Below are 20,169 nucleotides of genomic sequence, written 5' to 3'. Positions count from 1 at the left end.
GAAAGGAAAAGTGAAGAGGCTTGACGTGGCAAATCCAAATATCTTATTATGAACTATGCAAGTACATATTGTACTTTTAAAGTAACATTTTTGGCTTTTGTTTTTGCCTGGATCAATATATAAGCTTTTTCTAAATAACTAGTACTAATTACAGGGAGCCTGTTAACTGTATATTACAGAGGATTCAAAAAAAGAATTGTGGCTGCAAAAGACTTTACAACCTATGGCTGCTGTGGTAGGCAACTGCCGGTAACTTTTACTTTGTCCTTTTGATTTGAAGCTTGGCAATAACCAGAAAGAGTTAGCCTGCTTCTGTGCGCTATCTTGATAGCTCTTTATCGAATCACCTCCACCTGATTTTCTGATTAGACTTGCCGGCATGCAGCCGCTTGGGCACTTTGCGGATGATAATGTCGCGTAGAGACGTGAGCAGCGGCAGCCGCACAAAGCCCTGATGCACCACCAAGCTGACTTCGCGCACCGGCTCGGGCGCGGCGAAGCGCTTTACCATGGGGTTGTCGAGCTCCTGCAGCACCGACAGTTCGGGCACCAGCGTGTAGCCGTGGTTGTGGCGCACTAGTTCCTTCAGGGTTTCTATCGAGCCACTTTCGTAGGTGAAGGGGCGGGTGGTATCGACGGGGGCGGGGGCACAGATGTTGAGCACCTGGTGGCGGAAGCAATGCCCTTGCTGGAGCAGCCAAAGCCCCGGCGCCCCCATGTCTTGCGGCACAATAGTAACTTGTTGGTACAGCGGGTGGTCGGCGGCAATGTAGCCGAGGAAGGGTTCTTCCAGCACCGGAATTTCGCGCAGTTGCCGGTCGTCAAGCGGCGTGACGAGCAGGCCTACGTCGAGGGTATGCTCTTTGAGGCGCTGCACTATCTGGGCCGATTGCAGCTCCTCTACCTGCACCCGCAGCTGCGGATGCTGCTCCACCAGCTCCACCAGAAACAGCGGCACTAAGTAGGGCGCCAGCGTCGGGATGATGCCGAGCCGCAGCTCCCCCACCAGCTCGCCTTTTTCCAGCTGCACTACTTCGCGTAGCTGTTGTACCTCGCGCAGCACCTGCCGGGCCTGCTGCACCACCTTTGTCCCTACCGCCGTGGGCTGCACGCCTTTGTTGGTGCGATTGAAGAGCAGTACCCCTAGTTCGTCTTCCAGCTTTTGCAGCTGCATACTCAGCGTCGGCTGGGTGACGTGGCATTTTTCGGCGGCCAGCACAAACTGGCGGTGAGTGTCGAGGGCGACCAGGTATTCGAGCTGCTGTACGGTCATGCCCCAAATATAATCACAGCTTATACAACTATAAGAGCAATCGATTTTGTTTATATCCAAGTAACCTCAACCTTTACCGGGCCCATGAGTTACCGGAACCTCAATACCCCGGCTCGTCGGCCTTTTTTCGCTCCTTACTTTTCCCTGCCTTATGGAAGAATCAACCCAACCACAGAAGCTGACCACGGCTTCGGGTCGCCCCATTTTCGACAACCAGAACTCCCAGTCGGCTGGTGCCCGGGGCCCACTACTATTGCAGGACTACTTTCTGCACGAGAAGTCGGCCCATTTCAACCGGGAGCGGATTCCGGAGCGGGTGGTGCACGCCAAGGGCAGTGGCGCCTACGGTAAGTTCACCGTCACCCACGACATCACCCACCTGACCCGCGCCAAGCTGTTCAGCAAGGTGGGCAACGAGTGCAAGATGTTTGCCCGCTTCAGCACCGTAGGCGGCGAAAAAGGCTCGGCCGATACCGAGCGTGACCCCCGCGGCTTCGCGCTGAAATTCTACACCGAAGACGGCAATTGGGACCTGGTGGGTAACAACACGCCGGTGTTCTTCGTGAAGGACCCGCTGAAGTTCACCGACTTCATTCATACCCAGAAGCGCGAAGCCCGCTCCAACCGCAAGAGTCCCACGATGATGTGGGACTACTGGAGCCTCAACCCCGAGAGCCTGCACCAGGTAACCATTCTGATGAGCGACCGGGGCACGCCCTACGGCTACCGCCACATGCACGGCTACGGCTCGCACACCTTCTCGCTGATCAACGCCGCCAATGAGCGGACTTGGGTGAAATTTCATTTTCGCACGCAGCAGGGCATCAAAAACTTCTCCAGCGACGATGCCACCCGCATGAAGGGCGAAGACCCGGATTTCGCGCAGCACGACCTAGTGGACGCCATCGACCGGGGCAACTTCCCGCGCTGGACGATGTTTGTCCAAACTATGACCGAGGAGCAGGCCCGCGACTTCCGCTGGAACCCCTTCGACCTCACTAAGGTGTGGCCCCAGGGCGAGTTTCCGTTGCACGAAGTAGGCGTGATGGAGCTGAACGCGGTGCCCGAAAACTACCACGCCCACGTGGAGCAGGCTGCTTTTGCGCCGGCGCACGTAGTGGATGGCATCGGCTACTCGCCCGACAAGATGCTGCAAGGCCGCATCCTGAGCTACCCCGACGCGCACCGCTACCGTCTGGGTGCCAACTACGAGCACCTGCCCGTAAACGCCTGCCCCTTCGGCTTCAGCAACTACCAGCGCGACGGCCGCATGGCCCTCGGCGACAATGGCGGCCCCGGCCCGAACTACTTCCCGAACTCGTTCAACGGCCCCGTGGAAGACAAGACCCAGGGCGAGCCGGCGCAGGAACTGAACGGCTTCGCGGCCCGCTACGACCGGAACGAAGGCCCCGGCAACGACGACCACTACACCCAGGCCGGCAACCTCTTCCGCCTCCTCGATCCGCAGGCGCAGCGCAACCTCGTCCGCAACGTAGTAGGCGCTATGTCCGGCATCGACGGCCCGAAGAAGGACCTTATCACCCAGCGCCAACTCTGCCACTGGTTCCGCGCTGATGTTCGTTTGGGCATGGCCATTGCCAAAGGCCTCGGCGTTGATGCTGAAATTCCAATGGAGCACGCCCCGGCCGCGGCCGCGGTATAACAGCAAAAGAGTTGCCAAGTAAAAAGCCGCTCCGGATTACTGGAGCGGCTTTTTGTGTTTTGCTAATCGTTATGAGTCTCATAAGCCCATCATGCTGACGTTGTAGAGGTATTGTCATGCTGAGCATGTGGCGCATCAAGCCAGGGACCGAAGCATGACAGTTAGTTTGGCAACATCAGCACGCGAGATGCCTCGGCTTCGTTGCACTACGCTCAGCATAACGGGTTTATAACCAACGTCTGCTCGTTTATAGCGCTTTCTTGCGAGACGCTTGGAATTTCTTGATTTGGGGGTCGATGATTTTCTTGTCGCCCACTACCACCACGGTCATGGCCTCGGGGCGGACGTACTTGCGGGCAGTTTCGCTGACTTGCTGTGGCGTCACGGCGTTGATGTTTTTGACTTGCTCGGTAAGGTAGCTGTCGGGCAGGCCGTGCAGGTCTAGCGTGTTGAGTTGGTTGATGATACCGGCTGGCGTAGAGTTACGCAGTACAAACAAACCCAACTCGTAGTTCTGAATGCCTTTCAGCTCTTCGGCCGAAGGCGCCTCCTTTTGCAGGCGCTCGATTTCGTATACGATTTCCTTGAGCGAGTTACCGGTTTCCTGGGTGGTCACGTCGGCAATTTCGCTCCAACTGCCAGCGCGGTAGTGCGTTTCGATTACGCTGCGGGGCGAATAGGTGTAGCCCTTAGCCTCCCGAATATTGCGCGGGATGCGCGAGCCAAACGAACCACCCAACAGCGAATTAGTAACGCGCAAGCGCAGATAGTCGGGGCGGAAGTGAATATTATACTTTCACTTTGAGCACGGCGGGTTGGCTGGTTACGGCAAACATCTCGGCGTAGGGCACCATGGTTATCTGGCCGAACTCCTGGATCAACATCTTGTAGCTCTCCCCCACCGGCCTGATTTTGCGGTCGAGGTCGTAGAGACCACAGGCGTTGACGGAGAGACGCTTTTCGGCCAGCGAAATATCCCAATCCAACTGATCGAGCAGGGAATACCAAGTGAAGCCGATGACTGGGATACCATCTTGCCGGATGCGCATCACATTCACCCACTGCTTCCAGAGCCAGCATTCGGCGTCTTTGGCGTCGAAGGTGTTGGTTTCGGTGTGCATGACGGGCTTGCGGTACCGCTCGTAGTATTGGCGCGTCATGGTATACCAACCGAGCACGTCTTCGGCCTGGCAGAGCGTACCGTCGGGCTTGATAATCCGTTCGTTGCGGCCGTAGTAGTCGTTGCCCATCACCTGGTAGCCAGGTGGCTCGCCGGCCATAAACCAGTCGAGTTCCTGCCGGGTCATGCCGTTGTCGAGGCAGTAGAGCAGCACTTCCGAATCGAGCGGGTGGGCGTAGAGCAAGTCCAGGGACAGAAAGCGGAGCTTGTTGGTGAGGCAGATTTCGGGCGTGGGCACGGCCCGCATTTCGTGGATGTACTCGGCCGATTCGCTTTGCACAATCACGCAGTCGGGGCGGTGCCGGGCAATTTGCTGCGTGCCCATGATGCTGGCGGCCGTAATGTGCTTCATGGCCGTGATGAAGGCGCGGTCATCTTTCAGCTGCTCGTTCCAGATACCGTCTTTGGCGGAGGCGCGGGCCGTTACATATATCTCATTGACAGGGGTATAGAATCGCACCCACGGGTAGCGCCGGGCTACGGCCCCGCAATACTCGGCAAAAAATACAGGCAGCTCGGGGTTCTGGAAGTTGCCAATCCAGTCGGGCACCCCGAAGTGCATCAAATCCAAAATTGGGGTGATGCCGAGGCGCTGGATTTCGGCCATGGCCCGGTCGGCAAAATCCCAATCGTACTTACCGGGCGCTTTCTGGATGAGGTAGTACGGCAGGTTGTAGCGCAGCACCTTCAGCCCCATTTCCTTCACCAACCCGAGGTCTTCCTTGTAACGGTTGTAGTGGTCGGTTTCGGCGAGCAAGTCGCGCCGGATAGTGCCGCCCGCAATGGTAGGGTACGAGCACTCGATGCCGGTAGCGAACATGAAATTGCCGGGCGCACCGGTAGGCAAGCCGCTCCCGTCGTGGCCGGCGGCCCCGCCGAACTCGTCGCCCTCGTAGCTTCCGTCGCCAAAATGATCTGTAATATGGGTAAGGAAGCTCTTGGCCATGGATCACGAATTTTTCGGATTTGACGGATTACTCGGATTTTGTAGTCGATAGACAAGTAGGGTGCAGCTTCCGCCTCGCACTACTACATTGCTAGAGCGTGTTTCTGGCAGGTTGGCTGGTAGCACAAGAACTGAGGAAGAAGGGTTGCCCATCACTATTTTCTTGTGCTTTGGTGGTGCAGGCGCGAGTCGTTCAACCAGCCAACCACCCCCGTTCAGCCTAGCGGCTAAACGTCCCCTCCTCAACTGAGAGGCATTGGCGTTCAACTAGTTATTACCATCCAAGCGTGCCTGCGCCGCCAGAAATTTGTCGGCGGTGCGGAGGCTGAGGGCCATGATGGTGAGGGCGGGGTTGACGCTGAGGGCGCTGGGAAAAACAGAGTTGTCGCAGATGTAGAGGTTGGGCACGTCGAAGGCGCGGCCGTCGGGGTTGACGACGGCATCGTCGCCGCTGAGGCCCATACGGGCCGTGCCGATGACGTGGGCGTAACGCTCAAAGGACCACAGGTCGGTGGCACCGGCGGCGGTCCATATCTCACGCATTAGCTTCTCGGAGTGGACGTTCATGCGCAACTCGTTTTCTTGGGCCGTAAAATGCAGACGCGGTTTGGGGAGGCCGCGGGCGTCTTTCTCTTCGGCGAGTTCCAGGAAATTATCGGTGTGGGGCAGACAGTCGCCGAGGATGTTGATGCCGGATATGTGGTTGTAGTTGCGCATGTAGTCGCGCAGCTGCTGGCCCCACAGCTTGCGTCCCCGCGCCATTTGCGAGGCAAAGGTGACGGGCATCACGCCAATGCTTTGCAGCAGGTAACCTCCCGCAAAGTCGGCGTCTTTGGGCCGGTGCGTGTCTTCGGAAATCAGGCCGCCTGGTATGCCTTTGTGGGGCCGAATATCGTCGGAGAAAGTACCCCACACCTGCATACCCGGATGCGCCATGAAGTGCTTGCCAACTTGCCCACTAGTCAGCGCCAACTCGTTGAGCAAGAGCAAGCGCGGCGTTTCAACGGCACCCGCACACAGAAACAAGTGGCGGCAACGCTGCCGTACTGTCACGCCGTACTGCTCGTACACAACGCCCGTCACGCGGCCTTTCTCGTCGCGCTCAATCTCGGTTACAAACGCATCGGCCCGGATTTCGGCGCCGTGGGCTTCGGCCAGTGGCAGAAACGTAACGTCCATGCTGGCCTTGGCGCCCACGTTGCAGCCGGCCTGGCAGAAGCCGCGGTTGGTGCAAGCTTCGCGCCAGCCAACGCCTTCCTGATAATAACGCGCCGAAAGGGCTGCATTGGCTGCTGGCGAGGTCTGGATGCCCAACTGCGCACACGCCTGCTGCATCAGCAGCGCCGCACCGTTTAGTGGCAGCGGCGCCAGCGGATAGCCCTTGCTCCGCGGGGCGCTCCATGGGTACGGCGTCGGGCCCGAAACTCCCAAAAACTGTTCTATCTCACTATAATATGGCTCTAGTTCGTCGAGTCCGAAAGGCCAGTCCACTCCTACCCCAAAGTCGCGGTGCAGGTGCAGGTCGTCGTCTTGGGCGCGGGGCGTGTAGGCGGTGTAGTGCAACGTGGAGCCCCCTACCCCAGTGCCGGAATTGTTGTTGCCGAAGGCTACGGGGTTCTGACCAGCGGAGAGACGCTCGTCATTCCAAAACAGGAAGGCTTGGGCCTTTTCGTCGGTGGCATAGTCGGTGATGGGGTTGCGGCGCGGGCCGGCTTCCAGAGCTACTACCTTCAGGCCGGCCATAGCCAGACGGGCCAATAGTGGCGCGCCACCGGCTCCGGTGCCAATCACTACGCAGTCCACTTCCTCTACCGGATCGGGGAGCGGATCTGGCTGCTCTAGCCCGATGGGGGCTGTTAGGAGACTACTATTCTCTTCCAGGATGGCCTGCAGAAGAGGGTCCTGGATTTCAGTTTTTATCGGGTTCAGAACGCCTTCTTCGAGAACTTCTTCGTCGGGCATGTGCGGTGAATTAGTGATTGAGTGAAGTGCCTAGGAAGAGGGGGATTAAACGAGATAACCTGCGCGAATTACTGGATGTGCCATTCGCACCAGAGGCTACTTCACCCAATCACTAATTCACTCTCCGGCTCCCGAGGTTCCAGGTCGTTGGGCTGGAGGTGGGACCAGCCAGGCACGTCGGCCATGCCCACGTAGCCGATTTCTTCCTGCGCCAGTGGGTGGCAATAGTAGTTCTCGGTTAGCTCGGCCAGCATTTCCTCGAAAAACCGCCCGATGGGGAGCTGCTGCCAATTCTCGCCGGAAGCAGTGCCGTTGGCTACCGTTTCGAGCACTGCATCTTGTTGGGCTTCGGTGAGCTTCAGGAAAGGCTGTTGAAACAGTGCTTCGGCGGCTTGGTTGATGCCCCCCAGGCCTAGGCGGTAGGCCTCCCGGTCGGGGGGCATAGCGTCGTAGCGCCAGCCATCAGCTTTGCCTTCGGCGAGGCGCTTGTCGACGCCACCAGCTACGTTGATGGGTTCGGGCCGGTCGGGTTGCGGAATAAGGCGGGCGGCTACGGCCTGAAGCAGTGCATAGACCTGGGGCTCGAAGAATTCGGGCTCGTGTATGGGGGCGTCGAGGCGAGCTTGCAGCGCAGCGCGGGTGGCTTCCGTCACGAGGTCGGTAGCCAGCAAAGCGCGCACAGTGCCAGAAGGATAGACAGGAGAAGACATAGCGGAACAGCGAGGACAGCGCAATTGGTACTGTCGAGTTGTAAACCGCTTACGAGTGAAATCCTCCCGCCGACTGAAAAATTATCTGGATTATAACTGAGCTATCGGCGCTACTTCATTTGCATAATGGCCGCCATGGTTTCGAGGCCGTCCCATAGGTTGCCGAGGCGCAGATTCTCGTTTTCGGCGTGCTGGTTGTTGTCGTAGTTGGCAACCGGCACGGTGAGCGTTACGGCGTTTATCTTCTTGAAAACGTGCAGCGGCAGGCTACCGCCGGACGTAGGCAGTTGCACCACGGGCTGCGAAGTAGTGCGTTGCACGGCGGCTACCACTTCGCGGGCAATGGGCAAGTCCATGGGGGTGCGCTCGGCGTTGTAGCCGGTTTGGGGCTCTACGCGCACGATGCGTGGGTAGCGGGCCCGCTCGGCGTCGGTAGGCTCCTGCGTGGTCATGTAAAAGCCCTGCTTTTGAATGTGACGCACCACTTTCTCTACCTGCCGTTTGCTGTCGTTGCCGAGCACCAAGCGCAAATCCAGAGTTGCTTCGGCAATGGTGGGAATGACGTTGGCCGCTTGGCTGCCCACGTTGGCACTGCGCATGCCGTTGATGTTGAGGGAGGGCTGGTTGATTAACTCGTTTAAGGTCTGGCCATTGCCTTCGGGCCGGGCAAAACCAAGGCCTTGCTGAATGGTAGCATCGAGGTTGGGCACCCGGCCTAGCGCCTGGCGCTCGGTAGCAGTCAGTGGCACCACATCGTCGTAGAAATTCGCCACCGTAACATGGCCGGTACTGTCTTTCATCGAGGCCAGTAGTTGCGCCAGCTCCAGGGCGGGATTGGGCGCCCAATTGCCGTAGTGGCCGCTGTGCAAGGGCCGCTTGGAAGCGTAAACCGTGAGGTTGACGTTCACGTCGCCACGAGCACCGAACACCACCTGCTTTTGCCCGGACTGGTGCACGGGCCCGTCGCAGATAATCCAGAGGTCGGAGGCTAGCAGGGCGCGGTGGCCTTCCACAATTTCGCTGAGGTGAGGCGAGCCTTTTTCTTCCTCACCCTCAAAGAAAAACTTGATGTTGACACCCGGCTTGAGCTTGCTTTGCGTGAGGGCTTCGTAGCCGGCCAGAATAGCCATTACCCCGGCCTTGTCGTCGGAGCTGCTGCGGCCGTACAGGCGCCAATCGGGGTTGATGGGCTGGCCGGCTTGCACCATAGGAAGTAGCTGCCCACCCTGTGCCAGGGCCGCGCTGGCTAGCTGCGGCTGAAACGGCTTGAGGCCAGGCGCCCACTGCGCGGCGTTGACGGGTTGGCCATCGTAGTGCGCGTAAAACACGAGGGTGCGTTTGGCGCCGGGCGTGCGCACCTCGCCGTACACGGCAGGCGGTACGCCCGGCGTGGTGGCTGGCAGCAATTGCGCCCGAATACCGCGCTTCTCCATCATGCTGGCAATCAACCGGGCCGTTTGGCGGAGGTTAGCACTGTCGGCGGCCACATTGGGAACGGCCAGAAACTGCATGTACTCGGTGAGCAGCGGCAGTTCGTGCGCCTGCCGGTATTGCCGTATTTTCTGGATGGCAGTATCGGGGGCACTAAAACCCGCCAGCGCCATCAGAAAGACCAGACTCAATGCGTATCGTTTTTTCATAGCAAGCGCTGAGCTTTAAGCATTCAACCGCTCGTAAGATAGGTGCCGTCATGCAAACAGGAGCATTTAAAGCCTATTGCTGCCTCAGCAACGATGTAGAGACGCGAAGTGTCGCGTCTCTACATCGTTGCTGTTGTTTATTCGAACTGACCAAGCGGTGCGGACGCCGAGACGCGAAGTGTCGCGTCTCTACATGGTTCGCGAAACGGCTGTACTTACACGGTCATGCATGCTGTTAAACAGGCCTGTTACTGATCGGAGCTCATCTTGCCGCCCGTTACATGCACCAATGAACCGGTCATAAACGAGCCGTCTTGCGAGGCGAGCAGCACGTAGGCCGGGGCCAGCTCCTCGGGCTGACCGGGGCGGGCCAGCGCTACTTCATAGCCGAACTTCTCGATTTCTTCGCGCGGCATAGTGCCTGGAATATTGGGCGTCCAGACCGGGCCGGGCACCACGCAGTTAACCCGGATTCCTTTTTCGCCGAGGTAAGTGGCCAGGCTTTTGGTGAGAGCATGAATAGCCGACTTGGTGCAAGCATAATCCACCAGAATCGGGATGCCCGTCAACCCCACGATGCTGCCGGTATTGATGATACAGTCGCCTTGCTGGAGGTGCGGAATGGCGGCCTGCGCCATCCAGATGTAGCCAAGTATGTTGGTGTCGAAGGTGCGGCGGATTTGCTCTTCCGAAATGTCCTCGAACTTCTCGGCACTCATCTGGAACGCGGCGTTGTTGACGAGGATGTTCAGGCCGCCCAACTCGGCGCGGGTGCGGCGGATAGCTTGCTTGCACTGTTCAGGGTCGCGCACGTCGCTTTGGAGCAGGATGCAGCGGCGGCCTTGCGCCTCTACCAAGCGCTTGGTTTCTTCGGCATCCACGGTGTTTTCGTTGTAGAGCACGGCCACGTGCGCTCCTTCCATGGCAAACGCCACCGCCACGGCCCGACCAACGCCCGAATCGGCGCCGGTTATCAGCGCAATTTTGTCCTGAAGCTTGCTGGCGGCGCGGTACGTGCTGAAACTCATGCCGGGTTGGAGCTTCATATCAGCCTGTTTGGCCGGATAAGGCAGCTTCTCGGCGTGCTGCTTCATGTCTTTGGCCGTGGGGCGCTTCACCGGCTTGGGCGCGACGGTAGCCGCCGCGGCTTTTTTGGCAGCGGGCGTAGTGGCCGTGGGTTTGTCAGCGGCGGGCTTCTTGGGAGTAGCGTCTTTTGCGGCGGAGTCTTTCGGAGCAGCTTTTTTGGCAGCCATGAGGTCTACAGTAGAGGTTGGGTTCTGCTCTACGCAAAAGCTCGACTAGCGGTAATGAATAAAATGGGGATTAAGTGAGTAGGACGGGCGAGCCGTATGATAGTGACCAAGCGGTGCCAGGTGGTACCCAAAGAGCTTCATGGTACAAACCCGCGCCGGCAGAACAAGCAGCTCTCCCCTTCACTACTTAGGGCATTCCTCTCTCGTCAGTTGCTCATTGATACAGATGGCGGCCTGCCCACCTTTGGCGGCAGCTAGCAAAGCTTGCTGCGTACCGGGAGTGGCGTCGCCGGCGGCATAGAGGCCAGGGAAGGTAGTTTCGGCATTTTTGTTGACCCACACGCCGCCTTTCTTCGTGAACCGACAGCCCAATTGCTCGGCTAACTGGCTGCGCTGCTGCTGATGCGGGTGAATGAAAACAGCCGTCCGCTCCAGCTTTTCCCCATTCTCGAAAACAATATGCCGCAGCTTGCCGGTCTTGGTGCCTTCTAGCTGGCTGATCTTTTCTTGGCGCACCTTAATACCGTGTTGGCGTAAGCGGCGAAGAGCATTGGTGGTGAGGCAGGTCGAACCATCCGTACAGACGATTACGTCTTTGCTCCACCGGCTAACAAGCAGAGCCAAACCCGTTACTGTTTTGCTGTGTCCGAACACAGCCAGCGGCTCGTCGCGCACTTCCCACCCGTGGCAATACGGGCAATGAAGCACCCCTCTGCCCCACAACTCACGCATGCCTTCTACTTCGGGCAGCACATCCTGTACGCCTGTTGCCAACAGCACTTTGCGCGTGGTGCACACACTAGTTCGACCCGATTCTTCTTCTAGTGTGAGTTGAAACCCAGCCGGTGTTGCTTCCAGATTTACCACTCGCACAGTCCGCACTTCAACGGTTGTGTAAGGCCGCAACTGCTCGTGTCCGAGTCGCAGCAAATCGGCCGGCTTGATACCGTCGCGGGTGAAAAAGCTCTGTACGCCCGGCGAAGGAGCATTGCGAGGGGCACCACCGTCGCACACCAATACCCGCCGTAGGCAACGACCCAGTACCAACGCGGCGCTCAGGCCAGCGCTGCCCGCTCCTACTATCACTACATCGTAGTCAAGCAAAGGAGCGGCCGGCGGACGATGACGGCGCGGACGGGGGGAAACGGAGGCAGTGGAAGCGGCAACAGACATAGTGCGAGACAGCAAAGAAAACCAGCTTACGTATACCACCAATACTAGCCATATGTTAGGCATCGAAGTCAAGATTTTGTTGTAGCGCTACACTAGCAGCCCTTTGCTTTTACGCACAAAAAAGCCCTGCCGGATACCGACAGGGCTTTTCTTACCTAGTTGACTTTCGCTCGCTATTCCTTGATCAGGCGCTGGCTTAGGTTCAGGCCGTTGCCGCGTACCACGACAATGTAGGTACCCGTTGGCAGCGTCTGCACATCAACTTCTTTGTTCACACCACCCTCTACCGAGTAGGTGCGAATCAAACGACCCGTGGCGTCGAGCAACGAAGCCTGGTACGTGCCCTTGGGCAGCGTAGTCAGGTCAAGCGTTACCACCCGGTCGGAAGAAGTAGCTGGGTTCGGGAACACACTCAGCTTGGCAGTAACTGCGGCCTGCGCTTCGAAGCGCACCGTACGAACCGGCGAGTAAGAAACCGTACCATCCGTGTCTACCTGACGCAGGCGGTAGTAAACCACACCCTGCACTTTGGCGCCGATACCCGCGTCGGTGAAGGCGTAGGTGGTAGTTGTCTGGGTGGTGCCCTGGCCACGTACCGTACCGATCTTCTCGAAGGTTGTGCCGTTGAGGCTACGCTCTATTTCGAACCGGTCGCTGTTCTTCTCCGAAGCTGTGCTCCAGTCCAATAAGGCATTTACTTTCACAGCCCGTACGGCAAACTCTTTCAACTCCACCGGTAGCGGACGTTCTCCGATGGTGAAGGTTACGTTCTGCGTGTTGGTGCCCCCGTTCACGTCCACCGTAGTGATGGTTACGGTGTAGGAACCGCTGCGCAGCAACAACCGGTCGGAGACAGTGATGGCCCCTGTGGTTGAATTGAGCGTAACGCCCGCAGGCAGAGCATTGCTGCCCGAAGCCAGCGCAGCGGAGCGCACACCGCTGTCGGTTATGGCTGCGGCCATGTTGTAGCGGCCACCGTTCACGTCGAAGGCATTGCTAATGGCGTCGCCGTTCTGATAGCCATTATTGGTCGCAATACCTTTTGTGGGTTCGTTGGTGTACACCGAGTTGATGTCCTGAGCCACCGCGATAAGGAAGGTAGCCGGGGCCGAAACCGCACCCGCCGCATCCGTTGCCGAGAAGGTGAAGGAAGCATTACCCACGTAACCAGTTACCGGGTCAAAGGTCAGCTTGGCAATATCCGCCAGGGCAATAGGGTCACCCGCTCCCAGGGCAATGGTGCCCAGGCGGAGTACTCCTTGCGAGGGCAACGGAATGCTGTTGATGGTATACGTCCGGATGTCGGTGTTGCCATCGGCATCGGTGGCGCTCAAGGCAGAAAGCAGGAGCGGACCGGCCGTATTGCCTTCCGGCGTTTGCAGCGTGTTCATGGTATTAGCAGCTACCGGCGCGCTGTTGCGGGTGGTGGCCGTGTTCTGCGTGGACACGTTGTTACCCATCGTGCCCGCATCGCCGGTAGCGGTGACGTTGCTGGTCAGGGCGAAGCTCATGGCCGGGGCCGTAAAGCTTATCGTGTTGGTTACCGTGTTGGCGGTGCCGGGGTTGATGGTCGATGGAACCGGGATGGTTATCGTCGCACCCGCCGCTACTGTAATCGGTGCACCACCATTCAGCGAGTAGCTCGTAACACCGGCTGGCAACGTCAGCGTCTGGCTCACGTTGGTGGCCGGCGAGGGGCTGTTGTTGCGCGTCACCACCGAGTAGCTAACCGTGCTGCCGGGAGTGATAGTGGCCGGACCCGTTACGCTGGTCGCTACGTCCACGTTGGGCGTAATCGGCACGCTGAGCGGTGCCGTCGTGTTGTCGGCCACGTTCGGGTCCGACTCGTTGCCGCGCACCGAAGCTATAGCGACGAGTGGGTCCGTACCAGGGGCCTGGCTGATGATGATAGTGTTGGTTGCCGTCCGCGCCGCGCCAGTGTTTGGCAAGCTAACGGCCGGGAACGTTACCAGGCCAGTGGCATTGTCGTAGACACCAGTTCCGCTCACCGTTACCGTACCTCCGTTGCTGGTCAGGCCAGCCGGCAGCTGTACGGTCTGCACTACCCCCGTAGCCGCTCCCGTGCTGGTCGTGGCGTTGCTGGTCGTTACGGTAAAGGTTACCGGCTGCCCGGCCGTTTGCGTCGGCACGGAAGAAGTGATGATCGTCGACAGATCGTTCTGAGCCGTAGTGGCAGGCTGAACTGTGGTGGCCAAGCTTGCCGAGTTGTTGCCCGCCACTTGGTCCGTGGTGCCCGTCACCGTAGCGGTAGCCGTTGGCACCAGTAGATTGGTACCGGCCGGCGCGTTGAAGGTGATGGTACCCGACGTGGAGGCATCACTGCCTGCACTCTGGTTGGTTACCGCCGGGAAGCGAACAATACCATCGGCCGAGTTGTAACCCGAAGTAGTGGAGTTAGTCAACACGACACCCGCCGCATTCCGCACTACCACCCCGGCCAGGCCGGTAGGTAGCTGCACCGTAGTAGCCACGCTGCCTGCCACCGAAACCCCATTGTTGGTGGTCGTTACGGCATAGGTCAGCGGGTTGCCCGCTACGATGGTGGCAGGACCCGTGAGGGCAACCTGCACGTCGGAGCTGGTCATCAGCGTCGTCGATACGATAGCCCTGTTGTTGGCAACGCCGGTTTCGGCGGTGCTGGTCGTAACGGCGGCGGTGTTGGCAAGGCTGGTGTTGTTGTTGGCCGGCGCGTTGTACGCAATAACGTTAGTTACGGAGCTGCCGCCGGCCTGTGAGGCAATAGCCGGGAAGGTCACCACACCCGTGTTCGAGTTGTACGTGGCGCCGCCAGCGTAGGCAGCCACGCCACCGTTCACCGAGGTTGGCGCATTGCCGCCAATGGTGAGAGCGTTAACCCCACTGATAGCCAGTCCAGCCGGAACAGTAACGGTCTGGACTACGTTGCCGGCCGGAGCCGGACCGTTGTTGGTCGTTGTTACCGTGTACGTGAGTCGCTCACCCGGCATGGCCGAAGTTGGGCCGCTCAAGGTCGTGGCCACGTCGGTAGCAGCCGAGTTCACGGTTACCTGCGTGGTTGCTACGCTGTTGGCTGCCTCGCTGTCGGGCGTTGTTGCCGTTACGTTCGCCGTCGCTGTTACCACACCCGAAGCCGGGGTAACCAGCGTGATGGTATACGTATTATTGGCCGCACCGGCGCTCTGCGAAGTTATCGTCGGGAAAGTGACGATACCCGTGCTCGAGTCGTAGGTGGCACCACCAGCGTAAGTGGCTACCGTACCTGCAATAGAGGTCGGCGCATTACCACCAATTCTGACGGCATTGGCACCCGAGATAGGCAAGCCCGTAGGAATAGCCACCCGCGTTACCACACCAGTTGCCGCGTCTTTGCCAGCATTGCCCTGCGTTACGGTGAAGGTCACGGCCGTACCAGCAGTGGCGCTGGTGGCAGGCGTGGTTACCGTCACGAAGGTGTTGGCATTGGCTGCTGGCACGGGCGGAGCCGTTACGGCAGTGTTCACCGAAGCTGTGTTGTTGGCGGTGTTGGCATCGGCTGGCGCCGAGGCTACACTGGCTCCCACCGCATAGTTGGCGCCAGGCGCCGTGAAGCTCACCGTGTTGTTAACCGTCTGACCGGCGGCCAGCGAGCTGATAGCCGGGAAGGTTACCGTCGTGCCACTCACCGTAGCCCCATCCGTCACGAAGATGTTGGTGGCACCGGCTGGCAGCGTTACCGTCTGCGTCACGTTGGGTGCCGCCGAGGTTGCGCCGTTGTTAATGGTCGATACGTTGTACACCACCTGGTTGCCGGCCGTTACCGTGGCCGGGCCGCTGATGGCCGTTGTTACATCATACACCGCCCGGGTATTGTTGGTGGCGGCGGCTGAGTTGTTGGCGGTCTGGCCAGCTTCGTTGGACGTCGTGCTGATCGAAGCCGTTGCCGTTACGGCTGCCGCAGTTGGCTGGGTATACGTGATAATAGAAGACACCAACTGGCCGCTATTCAGCGACATGATGCCCGCATACGTCACCAAGCCGGTGCTGTTGTTGTACGAACCACCCGTGACGTCCACAATCCCCAGACCGGCCGGCAGCTGCACCATGGCTACTACGCCGTTGGCCGTTTGTGGGCCCGTGGCGCTGAGGTTACGGAACTCTACCGTGAATCTACCTTGCGCCCCGGCATTGATCGGACCATTGCCCGTTACCGTCGTAGCGACATCTGCTACAGGGTTCACGTTCAGGTTGAGCGTTGCCTGGTTGTTGGCCGTTATGCCAACCTCGTTACTGGTCGTCGTTACGTTACTGTTCAGCGTGTTTACACCAGTTAGAGTTCCTGTGGTAGTAGGCGCTGTGAAAGCAAAGCGGAACGAGTTTGTTGCGCCGCTCGCCAGCGTTGTAGTAGCTCCTGTGAAGTAAAGCTCGCGGGTAGCTGTCGAATACGTAGTGCCAGGGTAGGCATTCTGAATAACCGTCAACTGAGCGGATGTCAAAGTTGCTCCTGCTGGCAAAGTCACCTTCTGCGTTACGCCTTCGGCCACGTTAATACCGTTATTGGTAAATGTAGCCAAGTAGGTACCCGAGGGCTGACCAGCATTAAGCTCCTTCGGACCATTAACAGTCGTCGCTACGTCTGCCGTGGCTCCCACCGGAATGCGGTAAGTGGCCGGGCCATCCGTAATCGTGGTACCCGCTTCGTTGAAGTGCGTAGTGCTGACAATGCCATTGGCATCGGTAGCCGTGTACGTGAAAGTAGCCGTCGTAGTCGAGCCGGCTACCGGCTGATACGTCAGCTGGTTTAGGTTGGCGGCTGGTACTACCGTCGCAGCCGTTACAGCCGTGCCATTGAAGAACAGCGTACCAATGCTGGCTGGGCTCACCGTGTAGCTTGCAATCGTGTTTGTCACACCGTTAGCGCTACCGTTAGCCGTAGCCGTCAGGTTGGGGTTGAGAACCACCGGGCCGCTGTTGTTGGGCACCGTAACGTTGGCTACGTCCCGAGGAACGGGCGGCGTGTTTATAGGCGAATTGCCCGAGAACTCCGAAGTACCCACGTTGCCATTCACAGCCATAAGCAGCGTGGCAGTTGAGGTCAACTGAGCGCCGCTGGCTGTCAAAGCCGCCTGCTGCGCCGCCGTCAACGACGACAACGGAATCGAGAAGGAAAAGCGGTTCTGGTTGGTTTCCGCGCCCTGATTCCGTCCGTTGATGAGCCCGCTATACGGACCGGCAGTGTTGTCCAGGTCGTCGGCAGTAAGTCCTTCGGTTCGCATTGCAAAATACGTCTGACCTTCGCCGAAGCCGGAAGCATCAGGCGCCGCCACGAAAAACTCGATCCGAGCGCCGGCCGTCGCAAAACCCCGCACGAGCAAGTTACCGTTCTGAATAGTCGACGTAGTGATAACCGGGAAGTTCAACAAACCATTCGCGCCGCCGTCAGTGTCGCCGTTATCGTTGATGGTCACGAAAGGTCCGGTACCTAGATTGCCGTTATCAGTATCCCTGAGCAGGTCGATACCGATTTGCCCAGTGGCGACCGTACCATTGCCCGACAGGATGGTGCCGTTACCGAAAACAGCATTCTGGCTGATAACGCTCGCGGCGTTGCTTGTCACCTGTACCCCCGCGCCGTAATTGTTGCTGATAATGTTCAGGCTGATCGTGTTGCCGGTGCCAGTCAGGCGGATGCCCGCCGTTTCAAGAGGCGCGTTAGTGGCAAAACCGATACCGTTGTTGGTAATAGTATTGCCCGTTATGAGGTTGCTGCCCGCACTGTTGAAGGCATCAACGCCCTGCGCCGCGTTGTTGACAAACAAGTTGCCGCTGGCGGTAACACGACTGCCACGAATCTGCAAACCATCGTACCCTACACCATTGGCACTCTGCGAACTGCTCCGGATTTCGTTGTTGGTAACCGTTACGCCGGTACCGATGTCAAGCCCCATCCGGATACCCGAGAGAGCAGAGAATCCTACCAGGTTGTTGGTGATGGCAACATTTGAACCCGCTGTAATCCGAACGTTGGTGCTTAGGTTGGGGACGTTCGGCGTGGTGAAGCTGGTAGCCGAAGTACCCACCACGCTTCTGCTGAGCGAGAAGTTGTCGGCAGCGCTGATGATGTTGGCGGTACCATCATTGTCGCCCCCGCCCGCGTTGTTGCCGAAGCCGTACACCGCCAAGCCAATCAGGTTGGTGCCCGCGCCAGTAGTGGCTACGTTCAGACCAGTATTGATAACTGTAGTTGTGCTTCCTACCAGCTGCACTTCGGGGCCGTTCACCTGGCTCAGAGCCGTAGCAGCCGTACCCACTGTGCCACCCACGCCGAGCGTTACGTTGTTGGTGTTGCCGACGTTGAACGTCTGCGTCGAGCCGTCGATATACGTGTTCGGCCCGCTGATAATTGGCAGCGCCGTAGCTGGTGCAATTACCGCTACTCCACCAGTAAGACCACTAATCAGGCCCGCCCGCAGGCCCGCTACTGCATTGCCCGACGGAATCATGAAAATACTGGTTTCTTTGCCAGCTGGCAGGGTATTTACACTGTTGCTGCCGCTCTGCGCCAGTAAATTCTCGTCGCCCAAGGCGTTGGCATTGGTGATGAACTGCCGCAGTGAGCCCTGGCCCGCGTCGTTGGTGTTGGTCACCACGTCGAAGTTGAAGCCAAAGTCGGGGCCGGTGGTCGTGAGCGTCGTGCCGGTAGTAAGGCCAAACTGGCTTTGGGCGATGGTGGTGCCCGTGTTCAGGCTGGCCAGCGTGGTGCCGGTAGTGCCGGCCGGAGCATCCGCTTTCGTGGGGGCTTCGCCACCCACGCGGTCCGTAGTGCCGTTGTAGGTCTGCACGGCCAGCTGGTTGCTGGTGTAGCCAGTGGCCGCCGTGCCCGTGAACGTAGCACCCGTGCGGGCCGAGATAACTGTGTTATCTACTACCCGCACCGTGTAGGTCGTGCTGGCTAACACGGGTAGGGTATACTGTCCGTTGATGTCCGTGATAGCCGAGGTCACGAAGGTGCCCGTGTTGTCGTAGAGCTCGACGCGGGCACCAGCCCGGCCGACTGCTGCTGCACCCAGCGTGGCCCGGCTGCGGCCTGCGCCGCCACCGTAGTTAGCATCCTCATACACGTAGCCCGAAATACTGGGCACTGCTACCGGGATGGTGTAGGTAGCCGGGCCGTTGGTCACGGTGCCGCCGTTGTTGTTGGTTGCGCTCGTGACACCGTTGGCATCGGTGGCGGTGTAGGTGAAGCTCACCGAGCCGCCCATGAAGCCCGCTACGGGCGTGTAGGTCAGCAGGCCCGGGTTGGCAATCTGCGTGGTGGCAATGTTGCCCGTCGTCAGCACCGTGCCGTTGTAGGTGAGCGTGCCCGAGGCGGGCAGGCTGGTTACAGTGTAGTAGGCAATGCTATTGGCCGTGCCCGTCGAGAGCGTTCCATTGGCCGTGCCCGACAGGTTGGGGTTCAGCACCGTGGCGCCGTTGGTGTTTGGGATGCTCACGTTGGTGAGCGTATTGGGCACGGGGCCAGTATTCACGGCTACGTTGCCCGAGAACTCCGAGGTGCTGTTGCCTAGGGTAGCCGTGCTGGTAAGCACGCTGCCTGCGGCGATGCCGGCAAAGTTGCCGGTGAGCGGAATCGTGAACGTGAACAGGTTGGTGTTATCCGTGCCCTGGTTCAGGCCGTTCACGGTAGCGCCACCCACCCCGTAGCTGCCTGTACCGTTGTTCGTGTCAGTGCCGGCGGTGCCTTCCGTAAAGCTGCCCAGGTAAGCAGAGCCCTGCCCGAAGCCTTTGTTCGTATTCGTGGGGTCAGTGGTGAGCGGCGTAGCCAGGAACAATTCAATCAACGAACCGGGCCGGGCATAGCCCGTCACAACCAGGTTGGTGCCAACAAGGGTTGACGAGGTGATAACCGGGAAGTTCAACAAGCCATTGCCACCCGTGGCGGCTTCCCCGTTGTCGTTCGGGGTCACGTTCGGGGTAGCGCCCGTGTTGCCATTCCAGAAAGGGGTGCCGGGGGCCGTGCTACCTAGGTTGGTTTCGCCCGTGGTAAGCAGGTCGATGCCCAAACGGGTATTGCCGCTCATCGCGTTCTGCGAAATCGTTACTCTATTGGCCGTGCCCAGCAGGAGCACGCCCGAACCGTTGTTGCCGGTCAGGACGTTATTGGAGATGGTGGTGGTGTTGGTGGCGCCAAACACGCGCAGGCCCGAGCCTTCTTCGCCCGTGTTGGTGGCCACGCCCACCCCGTTGTTGCTGATGGTGTTGCCGGTAATGGTATTGCCGCCAATGGTATTGCCGAACGTGTCGATGCCGTGGCCGAGGTTGGCCGTAATCAGGTTGCCCGATACGGTGTTGTTCGTGCTGGCGCCTTGCAGCTCTATCCCGTCGAATACCAG

At 59.0% G+C, this 20,169-nt stretch carries 10 protein-coding genes; 1 reads left to right on the top strand and 9 read right to left on the bottom strand.

Annotation, left to right across the window (positions count from 1 at the left end):
* Positions 1-343: 343 nt before the first annotated feature.
* Positions 344-1,273 carry a LysR substrate-binding domain-containing protein gene (locus VF639_RS04770; RefSeq protein ID WP_331144742.1) on the bottom strand — a complete coding sequence of 310 codons (930 nt, stop codon included), beginning with the start codon at positions 1,271-1,273 and terminating at the stop codon, positions 344-346.
* 151 nt (positions 1,274-1,424) lie between these two features.
* On the opposite strand from VF639_RS04770, the gene VF639_RS04765 reads away from it, so the two are divergent.
* Positions 1,425-2,936 carry a catalase gene (locus VF639_RS04765; protein WP_331144741.1) on the top strand — a complete coding sequence of 504 codons (1,512 nt, stop codon included), beginning with the start codon at positions 1,425-1,427 and terminating at the stop codon, positions 2,934-2,936.
* Between the two features lie 247 nt (positions 2,937-3,183).
* On the opposite strand, the gene VF639_RS04760 is transcribed toward VF639_RS04765, so the two are convergent.
* The 8 genes from VF639_RS04760 to VF639_RS04725 form a co-directional block, all read right to left on the bottom strand.
* Positions 3,184-3,702 carry a M16 family metallopeptidase gene (locus VF639_RS04760; RefSeq protein WP_331144760.1) on the bottom strand — a complete coding sequence of 173 codons (519 nt, stop codon included), beginning with the start codon at positions 3,700-3,702 and terminating at the stop codon, positions 3,184-3,186.
* A 22-nt stretch (positions 3,703-3,724) separates the two neighbouring features.
* Complete coding sequence (locus VF639_RS04755; protein ID WP_331144740.1) at positions 3,725-5,062, bottom strand: family 1 glycosylhydrolase; 1,338 nt, start codon at positions 5,060-5,062, stop codon at positions 3,725-3,727.
* A gap of 267 nt (positions 5,063-5,329) precedes the next feature.
* Positions 5,330-7,024 carry a GMC family oxidoreductase gene (locus tag VF639_RS04750; RefSeq protein WP_331144739.1) on the bottom strand — a complete coding sequence of 565 codons (1,695 nt, stop codon included), beginning with the start codon at positions 7,022-7,024 and terminating at the stop codon, positions 5,330-5,332.
* Between the two features lie 101 nt (positions 7,025-7,125).
* On the bottom strand, positions 7,126-7,734 hold the full coding sequence (locus VF639_RS04745; RefSeq protein WP_331144738.1) for a gluconate 2-dehydrogenase subunit 3 family protein: 609 nt from the start codon (positions 7,732-7,734) through the stop codon (positions 7,126-7,128).
* 110 nt (positions 7,735-7,844) lie between these two features.
* Positions 7,845-9,374, bottom strand: a complete 1,530-nt coding sequence (locus VF639_RS04740; RefSeq protein ID WP_331144737.1) for a M20/M25/M40 family metallo-hydrolase — start codon at positions 9,372-9,374, stop codon at positions 7,845-7,847.
* Positions 9,375-9,622: 248 nt separating this feature from the next.
* Positions 9,623-10,627: an SDR family oxidoreductase gene (locus tag VF639_RS04735; protein WP_331144736.1), complete on the bottom strand. Its 1,005-nt coding sequence runs from the start codon at positions 10,625-10,627 to the stop codon at positions 9,623-9,625.
* Between the two features lie 183 nt (positions 10,628-10,810).
* Positions 10,811-11,800 (bottom strand): NAD(P)/FAD-dependent oxidoreductase, encoded by a 990-nt coding sequence (locus tag VF639_RS04730; protein ID WP_331144735.1) that lies wholly within the window; start codon positions 11,798-11,800, stop codon positions 10,811-10,813.
* Between the two features lie 173 nt (positions 11,801-11,973).
* The coding region (locus VF639_RS04725; protein WP_331144734.1) for a right-handed parallel beta-helix repeat-containing protein at positions 11,974-20,169 on the bottom strand (8,196 nt) is incomplete at its 5' end.

This window comes from Hymenobacter sp. (assembly GCF_036387835.1).
GTDB lineage: Bacteria > Bacteroidota > Bacteroidia > Cytophagales > Hymenobacteraceae > Hymenobacter.
This window is presented reverse-complemented; position numbering and strand designations above follow the sequence as displayed.